This is a genomic window from Flavobacterium sp. N1736 (assembly GCF_025947065.1).
GTDB lineage: Bacteria > Bacteroidota > Bacteroidia > Flavobacteriales > Flavobacteriaceae > Flavobacterium.
In genome coordinates, this window is sequence record NZ_CP109994.1 from 32,960 (window position 1) to 58,078 (window position 25,119).

Here is a 25,119-nt window from a genome sequence, read left to right on the forward strand (position 1 = left end):
CCTACTATTTTGAAAGTTTGCTTTTTAATATTTTTATTTCTTTATTTTGCTTTTCATTCTCTTTCTTCATTTCAATCATATAAAGCGTCATTTCTTCCATTTTCTTCAACAAACTCATATTCATTTCCGCCAGCATCAAACCGTTTTTTTCAATTTCTTGTGCAGACGGAATTTCAGGTAAATGTTTGTTTTCCTTAATATAATCCTCAACTTCTTGTAATGATTTTAGTTTGTAATCATTCGCAAAAACATAATCAGGAACTAACGGTCCAGCCATATCAACTCGTACTTCTTGCGTATGGATTTTTCCTTTAACGGTTAATTTTTCATCAGGAACAATTGTGCCAATACCAACATTCCCATTCAAAATAACAGCTAATCGGGTAGTATAAGTTAAACCAGCTGCAGAATTTGAAGGATCGGCAGTCTGAATTTGTAAACCATCCATTCCCGTATCAGTCCCGGCAAATAGTCTTACCCCAAATGAGCTGGCAGTATTTGTATGAGTTATCATTTCTAATCCAGTCCTGCCATTTCCATATTGACCTAGTTTTATTTCTTCAAAATTATATGATCCCGGAAGACTTATTTTGTAGTTTAAATTATTGACAAAATCACCTATTTGTAATACATTTTGTGGATTACTAGCTCCAATTCCGATATTTTTATTAGGTAAAAATGTCATGTATTGATTGTTATAATCAGTACCAATAAAACTGTTTGTAACAGTTGCCACTCCATTTGTGGTAGATCCCAAAGATCCCAATGAAATGTATTTTTGAGTATCATTTTCATTTGTTACATAAAAACCTCTGGCCCAACCTCCGGTTACACCTGGAAAATTAGCCTTAATTTTTATACCATACGCTGGATTATCCGTGCCAATTGAAACGTTATTAAATGTAGTATTTTGTGCTTTTGATGAAATACTTATGCAAAAAAAAACAAGAGTTAATGAAATTAATTTTTTCATAGAAATTTATAGTAAAAGTTAAAAAGTAAGTATAAACAATAGTTGATTTTCTAAAATTAATTAATGGTAAAATTAAAAACGGTACTTCTTGCGCTTTCATTTCCGGCTTCATCAAATGATTTTACAAGCCAGTAATAAGTTCCCACAATAAGAGTTTTATTGTATGGACTTGTAGCCTTGTCCTTAAAATTTAAATTTATTAAAGCGCTCTCTTTATACACATAAATACTATCTCTTTCAGTACTACCGGCAATAGGTGTTCTGCTCCATTGAAAGTTTATATCCGTGCTGGTTGTAGAACTCGCATTTGCAGGACTTGAAAGGGTAGGAGTGTTTGGCGCTTTGCTATCTATCAAAATCGATCTAGAAGTATATAATGTTTGGGCAGTTCCATTACTAGCCCTTACTTTCCAGGTATATTTTCCTTCATCAAAAGTAAAATTCAGCAAAGTTGCCGCAGTACTTTGTTCTTTTACGAGAGTATTGTTTTCATCTAATATTTGAAGTTGATAATCTGCAGCACCAATAATAGGATCCCAAGATAATTTTTGTAAAGCTGTTTTGGTAATTGTATTGTTCGAAGGAGTTAATAAGATCACAGTATTGTTTTGAAAATCATCATTGTTTAAAATCTCAAAACTTCTTTTAGTGTAAGCCGTTTCATAGGCACTATTTACAGCTTTTACCCTCCATTCATATTTTCCAATATTTAATTGTTGAGTAAAAGAGTTTTTTGTAACCAAAGAATCAAGTACTAATTGCTGCGGCGCATCAAAATTTGGAATTGCAATTTGAAGTTGGTATTTGTCTGCACCTTCAACAGCATTCCATGATAAAGTCACACCGGTTGATGAAAGAGCGACATTGTTTCCGGGAGCAACAAGAACAACTTCTTCTTTAGAGATATCATCAACCAATAATATTTCTTCGCAGGAAATAAAACCTAGCATTATTAAAAAAGAAAAATATTTATATAAGGAAATTTTGTTCATAATAAAATTGGATTGTTTTTTAGATTCAAAAACCTATTTGTTAAATGATAAAGACTTACATGTCAAATAAGTCTTTGTTTTTTTTCTTTTTACTTATTTTAGATTGAGTAGTTCCGGCACATTTGCTTCCTTCATTAACAATATCGGCAACATACCAGTTTCCTCTGTCAGAATTCGCCCAGCAAAAAGAACTCAATTGATAAGCTACAATAGTTTCCGGATTTATATCTATGGTATTTACTTTTTTCCCTGATTTAAATAAAGCAACCGCATATTTTTTATACTGATTATTAATTAGATAAAAAGCATCAGCCTGTCTGATTTTTGCAATTTCATCAGTAGATAAACTAATTGCTAAACTTGAGACTATTTTCGATTTTTGAGTATTTATCAAAAGCTTTAAAATATCAGCATTATAATCTGCATTTATTTCATTTACCAATCCTGCAACATCCAGGATTTTTATAGTAACCAATTCAGGTTTAATAGGCAAACTGTCAATAAAAGCAACCTTAGTTTGGTTTTGATTGTATTTGGCTTTTGATTTATATATTTTATTTAATTTTTTATTGTAAGGTACAATACCAATTTCTACACGAATATTATTTTCTAGTTTTGGTAATCCTTTAGTTTCAAATTTATTTTGATTATATGATAACTTAGCTGTTCCAATACTTCCTAATTCAACAACAGAAGATGAAAATTTATACGCTTCATTTTTAATTTGGGTCGTTTGACATGCACTACAAATTAACACTGCCAGAACAACAATTTTTTTTAACATAACGCTGATTTTTAATTAGATAACTTTAATTTCTTTCAATTGAAATAATATAGATTATCGTGTGAATTTTATTATTATAATTTTAATCAATTTTTAACAAATCTAATAAAATAGATGTAATTGATTGTTAAAATTTTAGCTTTCTTTTAAGAGAATTTATTAACTAATAAAAACCTTAAATTTCTTGTTTTTTAAGTCCTTCACTTTGATAATTAACAATGAAATCTATTTTAGGACTAATTTATTAGTGGTATTTTTCTGTTAATTTATTTAAGATAAATAATGGTAAAATCATATATTAGCCGTAAAACTTTTAAAAAAACCAACTGAATTTAACATGAAAAAAATCATTCCATTATTATTTGCGATATTATTATCACAAAGTATCCAAAGCCAAACATTTTCAACCAATGTAACCCCAGTTGGCTGGGAACATAATATTTTGTTTAATGCAACAACCAGGTTTACTGTTACACAACAAGGTCCAACTCAAAATTTAGCAGCGATGTTTGATGGAGGTATGATGCCAAGTTATGTTCCAGGTATTTCAACAGCAAATCCTATGGTAATTCTTATTGAAGGATTACCGGGTTATCACACACAGGCTGGGGCATGGGTTGGCTGGACGACTCGTTATCTGCCGGCAAGCAGGTTTAAGATAGAAGGATATGATACCTATAACGGTGCAAATACATGGAGGGTAATGGCTGATTATTCAGTTGTTGATTATGATAATTACAACTTTTCAACAAAAATTCCAGTTGGAGGCGCTTATACTAAATTAAAATTTACATTCTATGAGGGACAGGGAGGTATTGTAGGTCTTTCAGAATTATTTTTCATACATCCGGAAGCCACATCTCCCTATGCTGGTTTGTTGTCTAGTTCTCTAGGTAATTGGCAAAATAATGGTACAAGCGTTACTTATAATACAGGCAATGTAGGTATTGGTGTTGCGTCGCCAAATAACAAACTTGATGTAAAAGGAACAATCCATTCTCAGGAAGTAAAAGTTGATGCGAATGGATGGTCAGATTTTGTTTTTAAGAAAGAATATGATTTGCCAACACTTGAAGAAGTCGAAAAACACATCAATAAAAAAGGGCACTTAGAAAATATTCCAAGCGAAAAAGAGGTTCTCGAAAACGGAATTAATTTAGGAGAAATGAATGCTAAACTGCTTCAAAAAATTGAAGAACTAACACTTTATGTAATCGACATAAATAAAAAAGTAACGAATCTTGAAAGCAATAATTCAAAACTAACCGAAGAAAATAAAATTTTGACTGGAAAGATTAAGACTTTAGAAAAAGATAAATAATTTTCATTCTTAAAGAAAAACCAAAAAAGCAACTTCATCGGAGTTGCTTTTTTATTTTAATAATTTTCCCAATGCTATCTAAAAAATGTCATTGGTCGAAATAGTATCAATTAAAATGCTCATTTACTTTAAATTTATGTTTTCAATTAGCTAATCACCAAAATTTTAATTCCAATCGTGATGAAAAACCTTTTTCTTTTGCTGAGTTTTTTTTGCATAATAACAACTGTTAATAGTCAGGAATTAGTGAAATCTCCTGAACCATTTGGACCACTTCCAACGCAAAAACAGCTTGATTGGCATGAAATGGAGTTTTATGCTTTTGTGCATTTCTCATTAAATACTTTTACAAATAAAGAATGGGGTTATGGCGATGAATCTCCACAGCTTTTTAATCCAACAAATTTAGATGTTCGTCAGTGGGCTCGTGTTGTGAAAGCTGCCGGAATGAAAGGAATTATTCTAGTTGCAAAACATCATGATGGCTTTTGTTTGTGGCCATCGGCTTATACAGAACGGTCTGTGAAGAACTCTCCGTGGGAAAATGGCAAAGGTGATCTTATAAAAGAGTTAGCAGCTGCTTGCAAAGAATACGATTTAAAGTTGGGTTTATATCTTTCACCTTGGGACAGAAATCATCCTGAATACGGAAAACCAGGCTATATTACCTATTTCAGGAATCAATTAAAAGAATTACTAACTAATTACGGCGATATTTTCGAAATGTGGTTTGATGGTGCCAACGGTGGCGATGGTTATTATGGAGGTGCAAATGAAACCAGAAAAATAAACACGCTAGAATATTATAACTGGGATGAAACGTATAAAATGATTTATGAATTAGCTCCAAAAACTTTAGTTTGGGGAGTTGGACCAGCAGAAGCAAGATGGATTGGAAATGAAGAAGGTCGTGCCGGAAAAACAAATTGGTCGCTTTTGCGTCAGAAAGATGAATTGGCGGGGAAGGTTCATTATACAGAGTTTATGTCGGGGCATGAAGATGGGGAAAAATGGGTTCCCGGAGAAGCAGATGTTTCAATAAGACCGGGATGGTTTTATCATAGTGTTGAAGATGACAAAGTTCGCCCTTTGGATGAAATGGTCGACATTTATTATGAATCTATTGGTCGAAATGCAACTTTATTACTTAATCTTCCTGTCGACAAAAGAGGTTTGGTGCATGAAAATGATGAAGCAAGATTAAAAGAATTGGTTGCCACTATAAAAGAAGATTTTAAAACAGAATTATTGGCAGGAAGTAAAATTACTGCCGATAATGTTAGAGGAAACAGTAATGAATTTGCTGCCAAAAATGTTACGGATAATAATAAAAACACGTATTGGGCAACAGATGACAATATAGAAACGGCATCTATTGTATTTGAATTCGATAAACCCACAGTAATTGATCGTATTCTGCTTCAGGAATATATAAAATTGGGACAACGTGTTAAAGCTTTTACTGTTGAAGCCAAAGTTGACGGACAATGGAAAAATATTACCAGCGAAACAACCATTGGTTACAAAAGAATTTTAAGAATAGACAGAGTCACTGCTTCGGCACTTAGAATAAATATTACTGATTCAAAAGCTAGTATTGTAATATCTAATATTCAGGCTTATAATGCGCCAACTTTTGTTCGTATGCCTGAAATTCAACGTGACAAAAACGGAAATGTTACAATGAAATCTGATGAAGAAAATAGTATTTATTATACCGTTAACGGAAGTAATCCAACCGAAAAAAGTACCTTATATAAAGGAGTATTTAAATACAACAAAGCAGTTCAGATAAAAGCAGTTTCATTCAATAAAGAAGAAAAAATATACAGTGCTATAAAAACGGCAAAGTATGGAATTTCAAAAGAAAAATGGAAAATTGTTGCTGTTTCAAGTGGAGATTTAAATTCGGCCGTTAAAATAATTGATGGAAATCCAAATACTGATTGGGGCTTCGGAAATGAAACCAATAAACTTCCGCAAGAGGTGTCTATTGATATGGGAACTGTTCTTAAAATTAGCGGATTTACTTATGTTCCGCAGCAAGTAGGAAACAATCTTAACTTAATTTCAAATTATGAATTCTACACCAGTTTAGATAATGTAAAATGGACATTACAATCTGAAGGTGAGTTTTCGAACATTAAAAATAATCCAATCGAACAAATAAAAACATTTGTCGAAACGAAAGCAAGATACCTGCGTTTTGTTGCAAAATCTTCTGAAGGAAAAGGACAAACAGTTTCTATAAGTGAAATAAATGTAGTTGAAAAATAAAATAGTAAGTCATAATTGAAGATGAAATTTTTTAAAGTTTCTAATTATGTCTTTTGCCGAAGCTAACGGGTCATTAGTCGAATTTTTAATTTTATCGGCAGACTAATTCTTAATTTTATACTATAAATTAAATGAAACAGGCAAATGATTAAAGAAGGCATAAATTTTAAAGAAGCTGGAAAATTTGAAGAAACGCGTTTTGAGAAGATTCACAACGTTATTTTCGAATCATCAAAAGAGGCTTCAATATTAGTTGCTCAGGAAATAGCAAACATAATTCAAAGAAAAGATGAACTAAACGAACCTTGCGTTTTAGGATTAGCAACGGGATCTTCGCCAGTAAAAGTTTACGAAGAATTAGTTCGATTACATAAAGAAGAAGGTTTGAGTTTTGCAAATGTGGTGACCTTTAATTTAGATGAATATTATCCAATGGATAAAAATAGTATTCAAAGTTATTATCATTTCATGCATGAGCATCTTTTTGATCATGTTGACATTCACCCGGAAAATATAAATATTCCGGACGGAAAAATAAGTAATGAAGATTTACAACAATATTGTATCGATTATGAAATGAAAATTAAAGCCTATGGAGGTTTAGATTTTCAACTTTTAGGAATTGGAAGAACAGGTCACATTGGTTTTAATGAACCGGGATCACACGTTAATTCAGGAACCAGAAGCATCACACTTGATCATTTAACCCGTACAGATGCTGCTTCATCATTTTTAGGTATAGACAATGTGCCTAGAAAAGCAATTACAATGGGAATTGGCACGGTAAAAAATGCTAAAAGAATTGTACTGCTTGGATGGGGAATCAGCAAGGCTGAAATTATTAAAAAAACAATTGAAGGGAATATTTCTTCGCAAGTACCGGCAACGTATTTACAACAGCACAACAACACAACTTTTGTTTTAGATACCGAAGCTTCATCAGAATTAACACGTGTAAAAACGCCTTGGTTAGTAAAATCAGTGGTTTGGGACGAAGAGTTAAAACTGAAAGCGGTTGCATGGTTAAGCGAATTGACTAAAAAACCTTTCTTGAAATTAACAGACAAAGATTATAACGATAACGGCATGTCTAGTGTGTTAACGGAAGAAGGAACTGCATATGATTTGAACATTAAAATGTTTAATAAAATGCAGCAAACCATTACCGGTTGGCCAGGCGGAAAACCGAATGCAGATGATACGTACAGACCGGAACGCGCAACACCGGAAAGAAAAAGAATTATCATTTTTAGTCCACATCCTGACGATGATGTTATTTCGATGGGAGGAACTTTTGACAGATTGGTAGAGCAGGGTCACGATGTGCATATTGCGTATCAAACCTCAGGAAATATCGCTGTTTCGAATGAAGAAGCTTTAAAATTTGCTGAAATTTCGATGGCATTGAATAAAAATTCTGTTGAATCTGAAAATATCATCAACTTTTTAAAGAATAAAAAGGAAAATGATATTGATTCATTAGAAGTTAGAAAATTAAAAGGATTGATTAGAAGAAGTGAGTCTGTTGCAGCCACCAGATATTTAGGTGTGCCGGATTCTAATGTTAACTTTTTAGATTTACCGTTTTATGAAACTGGAACAGTTAAGAAAAATAACCTTGGAGAGGCTGATATTCAAATTATGTGTGATATTATCGAAAGGATAAAACCACATCAAATTTATGCAGCAGGAGATTTAGCAGACCCTCATGGAACCCATAAAGTTTGTTTAGATAGTTTGTTTGAAGCTTTAAAAAGATTAAAGCACAAAAAATTTATGGACGATTGCTGGGTCTGGTTATATAGAGGAGCATGGCATGAGTGGGAATCATACCAAATTGAGATGGCGGTTCCAATGAGTCCTGATCAGGTACTTAAAAAACGTCATGCCATTTTCTATCACCAGTCTCAAAAAGACGGAGTTATGTTTCAGGGAGATGACAGTAGAGAATTCTGGGTAAGAGTTGAAGACAGAAACAGATTAACAGCAGAAAAATATCATGCTTTAGGTTTAGCAGATTATTCAGCTATTGAAGCGTTCAAGAGATATTATTTTTAGTTAGTTTTTTTTACAATACAATAAATTATTTTTTAAATGGTTTATTTTGGTTAGTTACCTGTATGAAAATGCGGCCTTATGGTCGCATTTTTTTTGTATTATTTTACCGCAAAATCTTCAAACACAAAACCCGACAGGTTTTTAAAACATGTCGGGTTTGGAAAATCAAAAAGTTACTTCTTTTAAATCGAAGAATTCAAAATTCTTTGTTTTACATGATCAATATACGATCTTCCAATAACATATCTAAGGCCCTCAATTTCGATACTATTTCCTTCAACAGCATCAATTTTATCAATTGCAATGGTGTAAGATCGATGTATTCTTAAAAAATTTCTTTCAGGTAATAAATCTGTAAAATCAGATAATGTGCTGTGTATTATATATTTTCCTGTAAGCGTATTTATCTTCAGATAATCTTTTAAACTTTCAATAACCAGAATTTCATTAAAAAAGATTTTCTTCATTCTCTTTTTATCAATCTTAACAAAAATAAAAGGGCTTTCAGCGTTGCTGGTTTCCTGCGAATTATTATTAGTAGTGTTGTTAAGTCTTTTGCTAATTTTATTCAGCGTTTTCATCAACCTTGGAAATTCAATAGGTTTTACCAAATAATCCAAAACATCCAACTCGTAAGTTTCTATTGCAAACTGACTGTAAGCACTCGTTATAACAAGTATTGGCGGATTGTCCAGACTTTTTATAAAATTTATACCATCAAGAACCGGCATATTAATGTCCAGGAAAATCACATCAACCTTATTGTTTTTTAAAAAATTCAGACCTTCAATTGGATTGCTAAAAGTATTTACAACCTCAAAATTTTCAATAGGCTCCAGATAGTTTTTGATAACATTAATTGCTAATGGCTCATCATCTATGATCAAACAGTTTATTTTCATTTCGATTATTTTTGTGAGAGAAATAATTTTAGTAGGTATAGTTGTAAAAAAGAAGAAAATAGTCTCTAAGACACCTTAATTACAAGCTTTACGACAAAAATATCCTTTTTATTTTTAAATGAAAGCTTATAGTCACTTTTATTATAACCTAATTCGAGTCTTTTTTGGACATTTTCTAAACCTATGCCACTAGACTTGTTAAAATTGTCCTTATGTGGCGTAATTTCGGGCATTGGATTAGTAATAGTGAAATGCAAAAAATCTCCTTTAACCTTAAAATTGATATTGATTACTACTTTTCCCGTATTTTTATTTACACCATGCTTAAATGCGTTTTCAAGAAATGTCAATAATATAATAGGACTAATTTCTTTATCGTGAATATCTCCGGAAACTTCCATATTTACTTCCAGTCGGTCATCATTTCTAATTCTTTCCAAATCCAGATAATTCTGAATACAAAGTATTTCGTTTTCTAAACTCTGTCTCGTACTTTTTGTATCATACAGCATATAGCGCATCAATTCAGATAGTTTAAGAACGATCTTTGGTGTTTTATTCGATTTTTCTACAGATAAAGAATAAATATTATTAAGCGTATTAAAGAAGAAATGCGGAGAAATTTGAGATTTCAAAAAAAGCAATTCAGTTTCAAGTTGTGATTTCTCAAGATCCGTAACCCTTTTTTGTTCCTTCAAAAAGTCGAAAGTAATCTTAATTGCCGTAACAAAAGTCATCACATATAATTCACCCATCATCATATCAATCGTATAATTGAGCGTTAATTTATCTATAGTTTCCGGACCTTCAGGCCAAACGTCATGCGTTATTAATAAAAAGGTAAGATTGAATTTTAAAACTACCATAATAAATATGGCACATAAAATAACGATAACGTATTGCAGGTATTTCTTTTTATAAACCAAATTAGGCATCAAAACCAGAATATTCAAATAGCATAAAGCCATGTGAATAGGAAACCCCAAAAGATTTGTTTTTAACGAATACCAATAATCATTAAAATAACTTCCCCATCGAAAAGTATTAAATATAAAATAAGTTAACCAAAATATAATATGGTATTGCAATTGAATGCGATATAATTTGCTTGAATTTAAAATCATAATATATGTTACGTTTTGTGACTTTTTTTGATGTTTATCTAAGTTTATACGTCATCCGTCTAAATTAGTTTTAATAAAAGTCGTATTTGTTTAAATTTAAAGTTAAATTAAGATTGTATTATATGAAGAATTCTACGCTGCTTATTTTGTTTGTTATTTTGGTCACAAGTTGCAAAATAAATGTAGACAAAAATACACAACAAGATAAATTTTTTACCAGTCATGTAAATCCTTTTATAGGTACAGGTGGTCACGGACATACTTATCCGGGTGCAACCGTTCCTTTTGGGATGCTTCAGGTAAGTCCGGATAATGGAATTTCGAGCTGGGATTGGTGTTCCGGTTACCATTATTCAGATTCTATCGTAGCTGGTTTCAGTCATTTACATTTAAGCGGAACGGGAATTGGAGATTTGGCAGACATCTTATTTATGCCAACCAATAAAAAACTTGATTTAACAACCAAAACAACTTCACGCGATCAATTACCTTATAAATCAAAATATAGTCATGTTAACGAAAAAGCAACACCAGGCTCTTACCAGGTTTTTCTTGAAGATCCTAAAATCAATGTAGAATTAACTTCTTCACAACGCACCGCTTACCATAAATATACATTTGCCAAAAACGATAAACAATCCGTTGTAATCGATCTTGGTTTTGCTATTAATTGGGATAAAACATTAAAAACAGCCCTGACAATCGAAGATCAGTTCACGATAAGCGGATACCGTAACAGTATGGGCTGGGCAAAAAACCAAAAAGTATTTTTTGTCGCTAAATTTTCAAAACCAATATCTCAATCTGAATTATTGGCTAATAAACAAATCGTTACAGGTAAAACTGCCGAAGGAGAAAATACAGCAGCACAATTATTTTTTGATGCCAATAATAATGAAGAATTATTTGTAAAAGTCGCTTTATCATCTGTAAGTGTGGCTAATGCCAAAGACAATCTGGATAGCGAAAGTTCTAATTTTGAAAAAACAAAAGCGAAGGCAGCCAATATCTGGAATTCTGCTTTAAGCAAAATAGAAGTCGAAACGCCGGTCGACTCCTTAAAAACGATTTTTTACACCGCAATGTTCCACACCCAAGTTGCCCCTGTAACCTATAGTGATAAAAACGGTCAATTTAGAAGAGAGGATGATCAAATTGTTACAGCAAAAGATTATACCGCTTATTCGACCTTATCACTATGGGATACTTTTAGGGCAGAAAATCCCCTATTGACATTGTTGGCTCCAAAGCAAACTGCAGACATTGTAAACTCAATGTTAGCCTATTACGATACAAAAAAAATATTACCGGTCTGGACACTTTACGCCAACGAAACAAATACAATGACAGGATATCATTCCATTCCGGTAATTGTTGATGCTTACCAAAAAGGAATAAAAGGTTTTGATGCCCAAAAAGCATACGAAGCCATGAAAACAACCATGATGCAGGACGAACGCGGATTGAATTTCTACAAAAAATACGGTTACATTCCGTACAATTTACTGGATGAATCCGTTACAATTACGTTGGAATATGCTTATGATGATTGGTGTGTGGCGCAAATGGCAAAAGCATTGGGTAAAAATGAAGATTATCAGTTTTTCTTAAACCGATCAAAAGCCTATCAGCATTTATTTGATCCGACAACCGGATTTATGCGCGGAAAATCAGAAGATGGAAAATCATGGAACGAACCTTTCGACCCAAAACATTCCAACCACAGAGAACATACCGATTATACCGAAGGAAACGCATGGCAGCACAGTTGGTTTGTGCCACATAATGTAGATGATTTTATTTCGTTACACGGAAGCAATGAAGTATTTGCAAAACGTTTAGAACAGCTTTTTACAGAAAGTTCAGAAATTACAGGAAGCAATGTTTCTGCCGATATTTCAGGATTAATTGGACAATATGCACACGGAAACGAGCCAAGCCATCATATTGCTTACATGTTTAACCACGCTAATCAGCCGTGGAGAACACAATATTGGGTACGTCATATTTTAGATACGCAATATAATACAACACCAAACGGATTAAGCGGAAACGAAGATTGCGGACAAATGTCGGCGTGGTATGTTTTTAGTTCAATGGGATTATACCCAATGAATCCCGCTTCTGGCGAATACGAAATTGGAAGTCCGATTTTCGAAAAAGCAAAAATCAATCTCGAAGGAGGAAAAACCTTTGTAATCGAAGCCGAAAATGTTTCAGACAAAAACTTCTACATACAATCCGCAACACTTAATGGTGTTCCATTTAATAAAACAGTCATCACCCATCAACAAATACTACAAGGCGGAATTCTGCATTTTGTAATGGGAGCTGAACCCAATAAAAACTGGGGAATAAAAAACTAAAACCACGTAACTAACTAAAAAACAAATAAAATTAATGGACATTATTGACGTATCAATCATCGTAGCCTATATCCTGCTCTCCGTAGGAATAGGAATTTGGATTTCAAGAAAAGCATCAAAAGGATTAGATGATTATTTCCTTGGCGGGAAAACAATTAAATGGTATTTCCTTGGTTTAAGCAACGGATCAGGAATGTTTGATGTTTCAGGAACTTCCTGGATGATTGGCGTACTGTTTTTATATGGCGTAAAAAGTTTCATGTTTATGTGGCTTTGGCCAATATGGAATCAGATATTTGTCATGATGTTTCTTGCAGTCTGGATCAGAAAATCAAAAGTAATGACAGGTTCTGAGTGGATTTTAACCCGTTTTGGAAGCGACAGAGCCGGAAAAGCATCGCATATTATCGTAGCTATTTTTGCCATTATTTCCACAATTGGTTTCATCGCTTACTTTTTTGAAGGAATCGGAAAATTCGTTACCATTATTCTTCCATGGGATTTAACGCTTCATTATGGAGATTTAATTCTGCTAACTTCAGAAAGATCTTATGCCTTAATAATCATTTTATTAACGACAATTTATACCGTAAAAGGCGGAATGTTTTCTGTAGTAGCGACAGAAGTTGTACAATATTTAATCATGATTGTTGCCGGAGTTTTAATTGCCGGTTACGCTTTTATCAACTATTCAGATTTACAAATCAATTCTGTTATAACCGAAGAATGGAAAAATGTTTTCTTCGGATGGCAGTTTGAAACGCAATGGAGTGATAAATTTCAGACATTCAATAACTTAATTGATTCTGAAGGATACAAAATGTTTGGCGCTTTTATCGGAATGACATTATTTAAAGGATTTTTTGCCAGTGTCGCAGGTCCAACGCCAAGTTATGATTTACAAAGAATACTTTCGACAAAATCAGTCAAAGAAGCCGCTTATATGAGTGGTTTTACCAACCTTATTTTATTTATTCCCAGATATTTATTAATTACCGGAATCGTAGTAATTGCATTGGTAAATCTGGCGCCTGAATTAAATGCAAACACAGGTTTAACCGGAGCCGACTTAGAATTATTAATGCCAAAAGTGGTGAATTTATACATTCCTGTTGGAATAAAAGGAATTTTATTGGCAGGTTTATTAGCCGCATTTATGTCCGGATTCTCTGCTTTTGTAAATGCAGGACCGGCTTATATTGTAAATGATATTTATAAAAAATACTTCAAACCCGTTGCAACAAATGCACATTATATTAAGGTAAGCCAGATTTCTTCTTTTCTTGTTGTTGGTTTAGGTGTTTTCATGGGATTTTTTGCAGACTCTATAAACTCGCTTACTTTATGGATTACCAGCGCTTTATATGGTGGTTATGTAGCAGCCAATTTCTTAAAATGGATTTGGTGGCGTTTTAACGGCTGGGGTTATTTCTGGGGAATGTTCGCCGGATTGATCGTTGCTTCATTGCAATTTGCTTTAGGTCAGGCAAAAGGAAGCCTATCCGAAGGAACACTTTTATACGACTTAGCACAAGTGCAGGCCATTTATTTATTTCCGATAATATTTGGTTTCTCTATTTTAGGTTGTCTTTTGGGAACTTTTTTAAGCAAACCAACAGATATGGAAGTTTTAAGATCTTTTTACAAAAACGTAAGACCTTGGGGTTTCTGGAATCCGGTTTATAAAACATTAAAAATTGAAGATCAGACTTTCGAAAAAAACAATGATTTCTGGACCGATATGCTTAATTGCGCCATCGGAATTGTATGGCAATCGAGTATGATTTTATTACCGATATTTTTCATTATCAGAGATTATCCAAAAGCAATTACAGCTTTAGTAGTCTTTTTAGTGACAACAACAATTTTGAAATTTACATGGCTGGATAAAGTGAGAAAAATAGAGGATTAGATAATTTAGATAATTAGATAATTAGTCAATTAGATAATTTTAAACACATAGAAACATAGGTTTAAATGTGTATAAAAAGAATACAAAAAGAAACAAGTTTCTCACACATAGATAGCTATGCTATATTTGTTAATGCAAGTGAAACGCCTTTTATGCGGCTCCAAAAACTATGTTTCTATGTGTTTAAAAATGATAAAGCTTAGACAAAAACAAAAAAAACAAACTATAATAAAAAAACAAAAAATGAGTACTATTCCCTGGCAAGACAGACCCGAAAACAATAATGATGTAATGTGGAGATATTCTGAAAATCCAATTATTGACAGATACGCAATCCCAACATCAAATAGTATTTTTAACAGTGCAGTTGTTCCTTATGGAGACGGATTTGCAGGTGTTTTCAGATGCGATAACAAAGCGGTTCAAATGAATATTTTTGCCGGTTTTAGTAAAAACGGAATCGATTGGGATATTAACCACGAACCAATCGTAATGCAATCCGGTAATACAGAAATGATCGAATCTGCTTATAAATATGACCCACGCGTGGTTTTTATCGAAGATCGTTATTGGATTACATGGTGTAACGGTTACAACGGACCAACAATTGGAATTGGGTACACATTCGACTTCAAAGAATTTTTTCAATGTGAAAATGCCTTTTTACCATTCAACAGAAATGGCGTTTTATTTCCACAAAAAATAAACGGCAAATACGCCATGTTAAGCCGTCCAAGTGACAACGGACATACACCTTTTGGAGACATCTGGATTAGTTACAGTCCTGATATGAAATATTGGGGAGAACACCGTTTGGTGATGAAACCATCTCCTTTTGAGCAAAGCGCCTGGCAATGTACCAAAGTAGGAGCAGGACCAATTCCAATTCTTACCGAAGAAGGCTGGCTAATGATTTATCACGGCGTTATCAATACCTGCAACGGTTTTCGTTATGCAATGGGATCAGCGCTTTTAGAGGTTGATTCACCGGATAAAGTAAAATACAGAACACAGCCGTATTTATTAGGACCGGCAGAAATTTATGAAATGGTAGGAGATGTACCAAATGTAGTTTTCCCTTGTGCCGCTTTGTATGATAAAGAAGAAGATAAATTAGCCGTATATTATGGTGCAGCAGACACCGCTGTAGCAATAGCATTTGGTAAATTAAGTGAAGTAATTCAGTTTACAAAAGATAATAGTTTATAAAAAGAAGCATGCGTTTAAAATTGAAATGGTTAACAGTTGTTTTAGGTTTTGTTTCGGTAATTGGTAATTCACAATCGAAAAACAAAGTTGTGCCTAAAACGTATCTAGCCGCAAAAACCACTGCTCCAATCGTAATTGATGGAGATGAATCCGATGCTTCATGGAATAAAGTAAATTGGACAGACCTTTTTGAAGATATAGAGAATAACGTAAAACCAAAATATGGAACAAAAGTTAAAATGCTCTGGGATGATACCAATTTTTATATATTAGCAAAGCTTGATGAGCCGCATGTTTGGGCAAATTTAAAACAACGTGACACCATTATTTTTTACAACAACGATTTTGAAGTTTTCATTGATCCCGATAGCGACACTTTTAACTATTATGAATTAGAAATTAATGCTTTAAATACAGCTTGGGATCTGTTTCTGTCAAAACCATATAGAGAAAATGATAACGTAGTATTAAATGACTGGAATATTCCGGGCCTGAAATCGGCAGTAAAAATCAACGGAACGCTTAATAACCCAAACGATACAGATCAAGGTTGGGTATTAGAAATGGCAATTCCCTGGGCATCTTATAGAAAATCCTATAATGAAAAAAATGTGCCCGAAGATAAATTTTGGAGAGTCAATTTCTCAAGAGTCAATTGGCAGCATACCATAAAAGACGGGAATTACGAAAGAAAAAAAGATGCTGAAGGTAAATTTTTGCCTGAATACAATTGGGTTTGGTCGCCAATGGGCGTGATCAATATGCATGAACCGGAAAAATGGGGTTACGTTTATTTTTCTTCAAAAGAGGAAAAAGAAACCTTCACAATTCCGCAGGAAGAAAAAGTGCGATGGGAATTATATGGATTATTCAGAGCGGAGAAAGAATATTATCAGAAGAATAAAACATGGGCAAAATCAATACAAAATCTTACCAAAGAAACCATTAGTGTCGACGGTAAAATTTTAAAACCAGTATTAGAAAATCATGCGTCAGGATATAATATTTCAGTAAAAAGCCCTTTTTCGAATCAAACATTGATTATTAGGGAAGATGGCAAGATAATATCAAAATAAACCAACTATGAAACTACCAAAACTAATACTTCTTTTACTAACGCTGAGCCTTTTTTCATGTGTTACAAAAGATGAACCAACCACTTTTAAATTTGGAGTATGGACAACTGCCGATGCCAAAAAATCAGACGCAGAGTATACAAAAGAATTTAAAAAATATAAAGATGGCGGAATCGACGAAGTATTAATCAATACAGCAACAGACCCAAAACTCTTAAAAAGATTAGTGCCTTTGGCGACAAAAGAAGGCTTAAAAGTACACGCCTGGATTATGGCCATGAACAGACCCGGAGACTCAATCGCTTTACAGCATCCGGATTGGTATCAGGTAAGTAAAGACGGAAAATCTTGTTTTGATAATCGCCCGTATGTCGATTATTACCAATGGTTATGCCCAACAAGACAAGAATCCAGAAATCACGTTTTAGGCTTGGTAGAAGAATTGGCAAAAGTAGACGGAATCGAAAGTGTTCATCTGGATTATATTCGTTTTCCGGACATCTTTTTACCAATAAGTTTATTGCCAAAATACAATTTAGTTCAGGACGAAGAATTGCCTCAGTTTGATTTTTGTTACTGTGATGAATGTATCAAAGCATTTGAAAAAATCCATCATAAAAATCCTAAAAACAGCCACAATACGTCGATTGATATGGAGTGGAAAAATTTTAGACTAAACGCTATAAAAGCAGTTGTTGACGATGCGTATAAAATTGCTCATAAACACAATAAAAATTTAACAGCGGCCGTATTTCCTTATCCTGAAATGGCAGATCACATGGTACGCCAGCGTTGGGATAAATGGAATATTGACGAAGTTTATCCAATGATTTACCATAGTTTTTATAACGAAGAAATTGATTGGGTTGGATACGCAACAAAACAAGGCGCAGCTGATTTAGAAGATAAAAAAACAAAAATCAACACAGGAATTTATATTCCGGGATTAAAATCTGATAAAGAACTAAAAGAAGCTATTTTACTGGCAAAAGATAATGGCGCAGTTGGAGTTTCTTTCTTTGATGGAAATGCTTTAACAGCAAGTAATTTAAAAACCATCAAAGAAACAAAAGACGGTTTAAGATAAAAAGCAAAATAATTGTTTAACATATAGAAACATAGATTTAAATTTAAAGTCATTTTATAAATCCTATTTTTTTTCGCATACAACTATGAGATTTATTTTAATTAAAAAGACTTTTTTTATATTTTGAAAACTATGTTTCTATATGTTAAAATATAATTAGACAAGAATATAATCTCAGGATTTTTAGAATAAATTTAAACACATAGAAACATATTAATATGTGTATAAAAAGAATACAAAAGAAACAAGTTTCCACACATAGCAATTCTATGTTTGTTAATGTAAGTTAAACGCCTTTTATGCGGTTTCAAAAACTATGTTTCTATGTGTTTAAATATAATTAAGAATAAAACAATACAGGATTTTCAACTAAAAAATAAGCATATGTCAAATAGAAGAGATTTTATCAAAAAAACAACTTTAGGTACACTAGCCGTAAGTTCCGTTTTGGGCTATAGCGGTTTTGCAAATAGCAGGGAAGATGAAAAAGAGGAAATAGAAAATCCTTTGAAAAAGACAATAAAGCCAATCGTAATTTCGACATGGAATCACGGTTTGCCTGCTAATCAGGAAACCTGGAAAGAATTAAAAGCCGGAAAATCAGCCTTAGACGCCCTTGAAGCCGGTATGAAAATTCCTGAAGCAGATCCGAATGTCCGCAGTGTTGGTTATGGAGGATATCCGGATCGCGAGGGAAAAGTCACTTTAGACGCCTGTATTATGGACCACAATAGTAATTGTGGTTCAGTATGTTTTCTACAGGGAATTATGCATCCAATTTCGGTTGCAAAAAGAGTATTACAAAACACACCTCACGTTATGTTAGCCGGACAAGGCGCCTTGCAATTTGCCTTATCAGAAGGATTTAAAGTAGAAAATTTATTAACTCCGGAGTCTGAAAAAGACTGGAAAAAATGGTTAGAAGATTCAAAATATAAACCCGTGATCAACATAGAAAATCACGACACGATAAGCATGCTAATGTTAGACCAAGATGGAAATCTTGCTGGAGGCTGTACAACAAGTGGCGCCGCCTGGAAAATGCACGGACGCGTTGGTGATTCCCCAATAATCGGCGCGGGTCTTTTTCTGGACAATGAAGTTGGCGCCGCTGCGGCAACCGGTTTAGGCGAAGCAGTAATCAGAACCGCAGGAAGTGCGATGGTAGTAGAATTAATGCGTCAGGGAAAATCGCCTTTTGACGCCTGTAAAGAAATTACAGAACGCATATACAATAAACATAAAAACCATAAAGACATGGAATATCTTCAGGTAGGTTTTATTGCTTTAAATAAAAACGGAGAACACGCAGGTTACAGTTTAAGATCCGGTTTTAACTACGCCGTTTCGGATGATGAAAAAGGACACAGAATGGAAGATGCAAAATTTAAAATGTCGTGGGATAAGTAAACGAAATGACAAACAAAAATTAAAATTTTGAACACATAGAAACATAGATTTTACACTCTCATAAGATTAAAATAAAAGCCCCACACCTTTTGTATTAAACTTTAAAGTCTATGTTTCTAAGTGTCTGAAATTAAATTTTGCACAAAAGTAAAAAACAAAAGAATGAAAAAAACAGTATTCATAATAACATTAATAGTTTCCATATTTTCGGTTAAAGCGCAGGAAAAAGTTCCCTTTTGGCAAAATGAAAAAATCAATGAAGATAACAGAGAGCCCATGCACGCCGCTTATTATGTTTTTGAAAATGAAACAGTAGCAGCCAAAAACGAATGGAGACAATCTAAAAATTATCTGGATATAAACGGAGCCTGGAAATTTAAATATGTTGACAATCCGGGAGCGCTTCCAAAAGATTTTGAAAAAAGCAGTTTTGACGATACAGCATGGGACAATTTCAGAATTCCTGCAAGTTGGGATGTTAATGGTTACGGATATCCTGTTTATGTAAATACGACTTACGATTTTGATTATTTAATGGCGCCAAATCCGCCGTTTGTTCCAACAAAATATAATCCAACGGGAGTTTACAGACGCGACATTACAATTGATAAATCGTGGGAAGGAAAAGATATTTTTCTGCATATTGGTACCGCAAAATCAAATCTTACGGTTTGGGTAAACGGCGTTTATGTAGGGTATGGCGAAGATGGAAAATTACCATCAGAATTTAACCTGAATAAATATGTAAAAAGCGGAAAAAACACAATCGTTTTGCAGGTTATGAAATGGAATGACGGTTCGTATTTAGAATGTCAGGATATGTGGCGAATGAGCGGAATTACCAGAGACAGTTATTTAGTTGCCAGAAATAAAGCGCACTTAAAAGACTACGAAATTATCCCTGATTTAGACGCTTCTTACGTAAATGGAACTTTAAAAATCTCGACTGAATTTTCAAACTTAAATACAAAAGACAGTTACACTTTAGAAGCTCAGCTTAAAGATGGTACATCAATAGTTACGTCTAAAATTATTTCCGCTTTAAGCGAAAAACAAACTTTTGATTTTGCTGTAAATAATCCGAAGAAATGGAGTGCAGAAATTCCGAATCTCTATCAGGTTTCATTCCTTTTAAAAGATAAAAAAGGAACTGTTATAGAAGTGATCAATCAGAATGTTGGTTTTAGAAAAATAGAAATTAAAGGCGGACAGCTTTTATTAAACGGAAAAGCGATTTACATAAAAGGCGTAAACCGACATGAAGTTGATCCCGTTACCGGACAAACGATTTCAAGAGAACGCATGGAGCAGGATATTAAACTCATGAAAGAATTTAATATCAATGCAGTAAGAATGTCGCATTATCCAAACGATGAATATTTTTATGAATTATGCGATAAATACGGCATTTATGTGGTGGATGAAGCTAACATAGAATCGCACGGAATGGGTTACGATATTACCAAAACTCTGGGTAATAAACCTGATTGGGAGTTGGCGCACATTCAGCGTATGCAGCGTATGATTGAAAGAGATAAAAATCATACATCGGTGATTATCTGGAGTATGGGGAACGAAGCCGGAAATGGTTACAATTTTTACCGAGGTTATTTGTGGATAAAAAACCGTGATAAATCAAGACCAATTCAATACGAAAGAGCAACCGCCGGAGCGTGGGACGGTAAAGATTTAAAATTTGAATGGGATTCGGATATTATTGACCCAATGTACAGTTCTCCAAACAAAATGGAAGAATATATTTTGGCAAACCCAAATCCGTCAAGACCTTATATTCAGTGTGAATATGCACATGCCATGGGGAATTCGATGGGAAATTTTAAAGATTATTGGGATGTATATAGAAAGTATCCAAACTTTCAGGGTGGTTTTATTTGGGATATGATCGATCAATCGGTATATAAAAAACTGGATAACGGAACTACTATTTTAGCTTATGGAGGAGATTTTGGTCCAAAAGATGTAAAAAGCGACAACAACTTCGTCAATAATGGAGTTTTTACGGTTGACAGAAAACCAAATCCCCATGCATTGGAAATGCGAAATGTGCTGCAAAATATTTTGACTTCATGGCAGGATAAAACAACAGCAACAATTAAAGTTTACAACGAATTTTCGTTTAAAGATTTAAGCAACGTGAGTTTACATTGGAAATTAGTTCTCGATGGAAAAGATGATGCAGAAGGAACTATTGATAATTTGGATATAAATCCGAGAGAAACTAAAACGTACCAACTTCCAATAAATATAGTGCAAAAAGAATTTCAGGAAGCTTTTGTAGTCGTAACCTATCACCTTAAACAAGACGAACCATTTTTGCCAAAAGGTTTTCAAATTGCAACAGATCAATTGCCTCTTAACGGAACGTGGAAAAACAATATTAAAATTGAAGGTTCGGGAAAAATAACGGTCGAGAAACAAGCAAATGCTACCGTATTTAAAAGTGATAAAACGACTATAACTTTCGATAAAAAAACAGGATTTATCAGCGGATATACTTTCAATAATCTGCCAATTATAAAAGACGGATATCAGTTGCGTCCAAATCTTTGGAGAGCGCCAAATGATAATGATTTTGGAGCTAATTTTCAGGTATATTTAAAGGCATGGAAAGAAGCAACAGAAAACCCTGCACTTGTAAACTGGGTATATTCTGTTACCAAAGACAATAAAATTTTAGTAACAGCAACATATGATTTACCTTCAGTTTCTGCTAAATTAGCACTGAATTATGAATTTAACAGCAACGGAGAATTAAACGTAAAAGAACAATTGAATATTGATAAAAATAAAGAAGTTCCGATGTTGCCAAGATTTGGTATGGAAATGATTTTGCCAAAAGATTTCAGCTCAATAACTTATTACGGAAAAGGGCCTCACGAAAATTACATCGACAGAAATTACAGTTCGCAAGTTGGGCTTTACAATCAAACGGTTTCAGAGCAATATTATCCATACATCCGCCCGCAGGAAACCGGAAATAAAACAGAAGTTCGCTGGCTGGAATTATCAAATGATAAATTGAAAATAAAAGTTACATCAGATGAATTATTGGCGACAACGGCTTTGCACTTTTTAAATGAAGATTTAGATGATGGATTGCAAAAAGACCAAAGACACGCCGCCGAATTGAAAGAGAGAGATTTAACAAGTTTAAAAATCGATTATAAACAAATGGGAGTTGGTGGAATTGACAGCTGGCAAGCCTGGCCAATGAAAAAATATCTGCTTGAAGACAAAACATATCAGTACCAATTTAATATAACACCATCAATAAAATAATTCATTATGAGGATATTAAAACCATTCCTTATCGTAATCTTTCTTACTGTCTTTAATTTCGGCTACAGCCAAAAAATATATACAGAAAAGGATATTCAAATTATTCCAAAGCCAGCACAATTAGTTATTAATAAAGGTGTTTTTGAATTTTCGGCAGCTACAAAATTTGTGGCAACTACTGATTCTCAAAAAGAAATTTCAAATGCTTTAATAAGCAAATTTGAAAAAGCGGCAGGATTTCGTCCGGAGATTACTGCAGCAGTTCCGCAAAGCAATTTTGTACAATTTAAAGTTGATCAGAATTTAGAAAAAGAGGCGTATATAGTAGATGTAAATTCTAAGAACATTACGGTTACGGCAAAAGGAAATGCAGGTTTTATTTATGCTTTAGAAAGTATTCGACAATTGCTTCCGGTTGTTATTGAAAGTAAAAATGTTTTGCCAAACCAAAAATGGCAAATTCCAAATGTGGTCATTAATGATAAACCCCGTTTTCAATGGAGAGGTTTAATGCTTGATTTATCACGTCATTTCTTTGATAAAAATTATGTCATGGAAACCATAGATCGTTTGGCGATGCACAAAATGAACGTTTTGCATTTGCATTTAGTAGATGATCAGGGTTGGAGAATTGAAATAAAAAAATATCCAAAATTAACCGAAATAGGAGCGTGGAGAGTTGATCAGGAAAACAGAAGCTGGAATGCCAGACTTACTGTAAATCCGGATGAAAAAGGAACTTACGGAGGATTTTTAACTCAGGAAGAATTAAAAGAAATTGTAAAATATGCGGCAGCAAAAAACATCGAAATAATTCCGGAGATCGAAATGCCGGCACACGTAAGCAGCGCCATAGCATCATATCCTGAACTGGCTTGTTTTGATCAGCATATTGGCGTTCCGTCTGGCGGATTATGGCCTATTACGGATATTTATTGTGCAGGAAAAGAATCGACATTTGAATTTTTACAAAATGTAATTGATGAAGTAATTACCATTTTTCCATCAAAATATATTCATATTGGCGGAGACGAAGCGACAAAAACCAATTGGGAAAAATGTCCGAATTGCCAAAAAAGAATGGCAGATAATGGTTTGAAAAATACCCACGAATTACAGAGTTATTTTGTAAAAAGAATGGAGAAATACATCAATTCTAAAGGTAAAAAAATCATTGGCTGGGATGAAATCTTAGAAGGCGGTCTTGCTCCTGAGGCAACAGTTATGAGCTGGAGAGGAACGCAAGGCGGAATCGACGCAACAAAACAAGGGCACGATGTGATTATGACACCGGAATCTCCTTGCTATTTTAATTTTTACCAAGGTCCGCAAAACGAAGAACCATTAGCTTTTGATGCTTATAATCCCCTAAATGAAGTTTACAAATTTGATCCGGTTGTACCAACAATGACGCCGGAAGAAGCGAAACATGTTTTAGGCGGACAAGCGAATTTATGGGCAGAACATTTAGCGGGTCCAAAAGATTCAGAATACATGATTTTTCCACGATTAGCCGCATTATCAGAAGTTTTATGGAGCACAAAAGAAAGCCGTAACTGGAACGATTTTACACCAAGATTATTTTCTTTAATGCAGCGTTACAATTACTTAGGAATCAATTATGCGAAAAGTGCTTATTTGGTTACCGCTTCTTCAACGGCTGATTTGGCTAAAAAACAGATTAATGTAACATTGAAAAATGAATTTCCAAATCCGGATATTCGTTATGTTTTAGGCGATAAAAATATCGAACATAACCCAATAAAATATACAACTCCAATTGAGTTTGCAGGAACTACAATTTTAAAAGCGTCTTTATTTCAGGATGATAAACCAGTTGGAAAAACATTTACAGATACCATTGTTTTTCATAAAGCAGTGGCGCATAAAGTAAGTTACTTAACGCCTTTTAATGAAAATTATAAGGGTGATGGAAAATTTACAATGGTCAATACGATTCGAGGTTCAAAGAATTTTCATGACGGACAATGGCAAGCCTGGTTGGTAAACGATATGGAACTTGTGGTTGATCTTGAAAAACAGGAAAGCATTCAGGAAGTGATCATTGGAACTTTGGAAAGTCAGGGCGCAGGAGTTAATTTCCCGACGCAGGTAAAAGTTTTGGTTTCAAATGATGGATTGACCTATAAAGAAGTTGGAAAAATAACACGTCCGTATGCTGCAAATGTGAGCCCGGAATTGAAAGATTTTAAAATAAGTTTTGAAAAACGCAATGCAAGATTTGTAAAAGTAATCGCTTATAACCTGAAAAAAAGCCCAAAAGGCGAATCTTCATGGTTGTTTGTTGATGAAATTGTCGTGAATTAA

The 25,119-nt window shown here is 33.7% G+C and carries 16 protein-coding genes; 11 read left to right on the forward strand and 5 right to left on the reverse strand.

What is annotated here, in order from left to right; all coding sequences use genetic code 11:
• Positions 1-4 precede the first annotated feature (4 nt).
• The 3 genes from OLM54_RS00145 to OLM54_RS00155 all read right to left on the reverse strand — a co-directional run bounded on the left by OLM54_RS00145 (position 5) and on the right by OLM54_RS00155 (position 2,749).
• The gene (locus OLM54_RS00145; protein ID WP_264536599.1) at positions 5-973 is read right to left on the reverse strand and encodes a tail fiber protein; all 969 of its coding nucleotides are present in this window, start codon (positions 971-973) and stop codon (positions 5-7) included.
• A gap of 56 nt (positions 974-1,029) precedes the next feature.
• Positions 1,030-1,923 carry a hypothetical protein gene (locus tag OLM54_RS00150; protein ID WP_264536600.1) on the reverse strand — a complete coding sequence of 298 codons (894 nt, stop codon included), beginning with the start codon at positions 1,921-1,923 and terminating at the stop codon, positions 1,030-1,032.
• A 97-nt stretch (positions 1,924-2,020) separates the two neighbouring features.
• A complete protein-coding gene (locus tag OLM54_RS00155; RefSeq protein ID WP_264536601.1) occupies positions 2,021-2,749 on the reverse strand; it encodes a hypothetical protein in 729 nt (242 codons plus the stop codon).
• Between the two features lie 337 nt (positions 2,750-3,086).
• Between OLM54_RS00155 and OLM54_RS00160 the strand changes: the two genes are divergently transcribed.
• From OLM54_RS00160 to nagB, 3 genes are all read left to right on the forward strand, one after another.
• A complete protein-coding gene (locus OLM54_RS00160; RefSeq protein WP_264536602.1) occupies positions 3,087-4,070 on the forward strand; it encodes a hypothetical protein in 984 nt (327 codons plus the stop codon).
• Between the two features lie 180 nt (positions 4,071-4,250).
• Positions 4,251-6,347, forward strand: coding sequence for an alpha-L-fucosidase (locus OLM54_RS00165; protein ID WP_264536603.1), 2,097 nt, complete (start codon positions 4,251-4,253; stop codon positions 6,345-6,347).
• Between the two features lie 144 nt (positions 6,348-6,491).
• Positions 6,492-8,405 carry a glucosamine-6-phosphate deaminase gene (gene nagB, locus OLM54_RS00170; RefSeq protein WP_264536604.1) on the forward strand — a complete coding sequence of 638 codons (1,914 nt, stop codon included), beginning with the start codon at positions 6,492-6,494 and terminating at the stop codon, positions 8,403-8,405.
• 182 nt (positions 8,406-8,587) lie between these two features.
• Here nagB and OLM54_RS00175 read toward each other — a convergent pair whose 3' ends face one another.
• Together OLM54_RS00175 and OLM54_RS00180 are read right to left on the reverse strand one after the other, a co-directional pair.
• On the reverse strand, positions 8,588-9,307 hold the full coding sequence (locus OLM54_RS00175; RefSeq protein WP_264536605.1) for a LytR/AlgR family response regulator transcription factor: 720 nt from the start codon (positions 9,305-9,307) through the stop codon (positions 8,588-8,590).
• Between the two features lie 65 nt (positions 9,308-9,372).
• Positions 9,373-10,431, reverse strand: a complete 1,059-nt coding sequence (locus tag OLM54_RS00180) for a sensor histidine kinase (RefSeq protein WP_264536606.1) — start codon at positions 10,429-10,431, stop codon at positions 9,373-9,375.
• Positions 10,432-10,553: 122 nt separating this feature from the next.
• Between OLM54_RS00180 and OLM54_RS00185 the strand changes: the two genes are divergently transcribed.
• From OLM54_RS00185 to OLM54_RS00220, 8 genes are all read left to right on the forward strand, one after another.
• Complete coding sequence (locus tag OLM54_RS00185) at positions 10,554-12,797, forward strand: GH92 family glycosyl hydrolase (protein WP_264536607.1); 2,244 nt, start codon at positions 10,554-10,556, stop codon at positions 12,795-12,797.
• A 34-nt stretch (positions 12,798-12,831) separates the two neighbouring features.
• Entirely contained in the window at positions 12,832-14,709 is a 1,878-nt protein-coding gene (locus tag OLM54_RS00190) for a sodium:solute symporter family protein (RefSeq protein ID WP_264536608.1), read from the forward strand.
• A 243-nt stretch (positions 14,710-14,952) separates the two neighbouring features.
• Positions 14,953-15,918, forward strand: a complete 966-nt coding sequence (locus OLM54_RS00195; protein ID WP_264536609.1) for a glycoside hydrolase family 130 protein — start codon at positions 14,953-14,955, stop codon at positions 15,916-15,918.
• Positions 15,919-15,926: 8 nt separating this feature from the next.
• On the forward strand, positions 15,927-16,994 hold the full coding sequence (locus tag OLM54_RS00200; RefSeq protein WP_264536610.1) for a carbohydrate-binding family 9-like protein: 1,068 nt from the start codon (positions 15,927-15,929) through the stop codon (positions 16,992-16,994).
• A 7-nt stretch (positions 16,995-17,001) separates the two neighbouring features.
• The gene (locus tag OLM54_RS00205; RefSeq protein ID WP_264536611.1) at positions 17,002-18,081 is read left to right on the forward strand and encodes a putative glycoside hydrolase; all 1,080 of its coding nucleotides are present in this window, start codon (positions 17,002-17,004) and stop codon (positions 18,079-18,081) included.
• A 384-nt stretch (positions 18,082-18,465) separates the two neighbouring features.
• On the forward strand, positions 18,466-19,491 hold the full coding sequence (locus OLM54_RS00210) for an isoaspartyl peptidase/L-asparaginase family protein (RefSeq protein WP_264536612.1): 1,026 nt from the start codon (positions 18,466-18,468) through the stop codon (positions 19,489-19,491).
• A gap of 162 nt (positions 19,492-19,653) precedes the next feature.
• Positions 19,654-22,791, forward strand: a complete 3,138-nt coding sequence (locus OLM54_RS00215) for a glycoside hydrolase family 2 TIM barrel-domain containing protein (protein ID WP_264536613.1) — start codon at positions 19,654-19,656, stop codon at positions 22,789-22,791.
• Positions 22,792-22,797: 6 nt separating this feature from the next.
• The gene (locus OLM54_RS00220; RefSeq protein WP_264536614.1) at positions 22,798-25,119 is read left to right on the forward strand and encodes a glycoside hydrolase family 20 protein; all 2,322 of its coding nucleotides are present in this window, start codon (positions 22,798-22,800) and stop codon (positions 25,117-25,119) included.

What these genes read in the sequence shown, in the direction of transcription:
- OLM54_RS00145 (WP_264536599.1), bottom strand. Translation starts at nt 973, where the DNA reads ATGAAAAAATTAATTTCATTAACTCTTGTTTTTTTTTGCATAAGTATT.
- OLM54_RS00150 (WP_264536600.1), bottom strand. Translation starts at nt 1,923, where the DNA reads ATGCTAGGTTTTATTTCCTGCGAAGAAATATTATTGGTTGATGATATC.
- OLM54_RS00155 (WP_264536601.1), bottom strand. Translation starts at nt 2,749, where the DNA reads ATGTTAAAAAAAATTGTTGTTCTGGCAGTGTTAATTTGTAGTGCATGT.
- OLM54_RS00160 (WP_264536602.1), top strand. Translation starts at nt 3,087, where the DNA reads ATGAAAAAAATCATTCCATTATTATTTGCGATATTATTATCACAAAGT.
- OLM54_RS00165 (WP_264536603.1), top strand. Translation starts at nt 4,251, where the DNA reads ATGAAAAACCTTTTTCTTTTGCTGAGTTTTTTTTGCATAATAACAACT.
- nagB (WP_264536604.1), top strand. Translation starts at nt 6,492, where the DNA reads ATGATTAAAGAAGGCATAAATTTTAAAGAAGCTGGAAAATTTGAAGAA.
- OLM54_RS00175 (WP_264536605.1), bottom strand. Translation starts at nt 9,307, where the DNA reads ATGAAAATAAACTGTTTGATCATAGATGATGAGCCATTAGCAATTAAT.
- OLM54_RS00180 (WP_264536606.1), bottom strand. Translation starts at nt 10,431, where the DNA reads ATGATTTTAAATTCAAGCAAATTATATCGCATTCAATTGCAATACCAT.
- OLM54_RS00185 (WP_264536607.1), top strand. Translation starts at nt 10,554, where the DNA reads ATGAAGAATTCTACGCTGCTTATTTTGTTTGTTATTTTGGTCACAAGT.
- OLM54_RS00190 (WP_264536608.1), top strand. Translation starts at nt 12,832, where the DNA reads ATGGACATTATTGACGTATCAATCATCGTAGCCTATATCCTGCTCTCC.
- OLM54_RS00195 (WP_264536609.1), top strand. Translation starts at nt 14,953, where the DNA reads ATGAGTACTATTCCCTGGCAAGACAGACCCGAAAACAATAATGATGTA.
- OLM54_RS00200 (WP_264536610.1), top strand. Translation starts at nt 15,927, where the DNA reads ATGCGTTTAAAATTGAAATGGTTAACAGTTGTTTTAGGTTTTGTTTCG.
- OLM54_RS00205 (WP_264536611.1), top strand. Translation starts at nt 17,002, where the DNA reads ATGAAACTACCAAAACTAATACTTCTTTTACTAACGCTGAGCCTTTTT.
- OLM54_RS00210 (WP_264536612.1), top strand. Translation starts at nt 18,466, where the DNA reads ATGTCAAATAGAAGAGATTTTATCAAAAAAACAACTTTAGGTACACTA.
- OLM54_RS00215 (WP_264536613.1), top strand. Translation starts at nt 19,654, where the DNA reads ATGAAAAAAACAGTATTCATAATAACATTAATAGTTTCCATATTTTCG.
- OLM54_RS00220 (WP_264536614.1), top strand. Translation starts at nt 22,798, where the DNA reads ATGAGGATATTAAAACCATTCCTTATCGTAATCTTTCTTACTGTCTTT.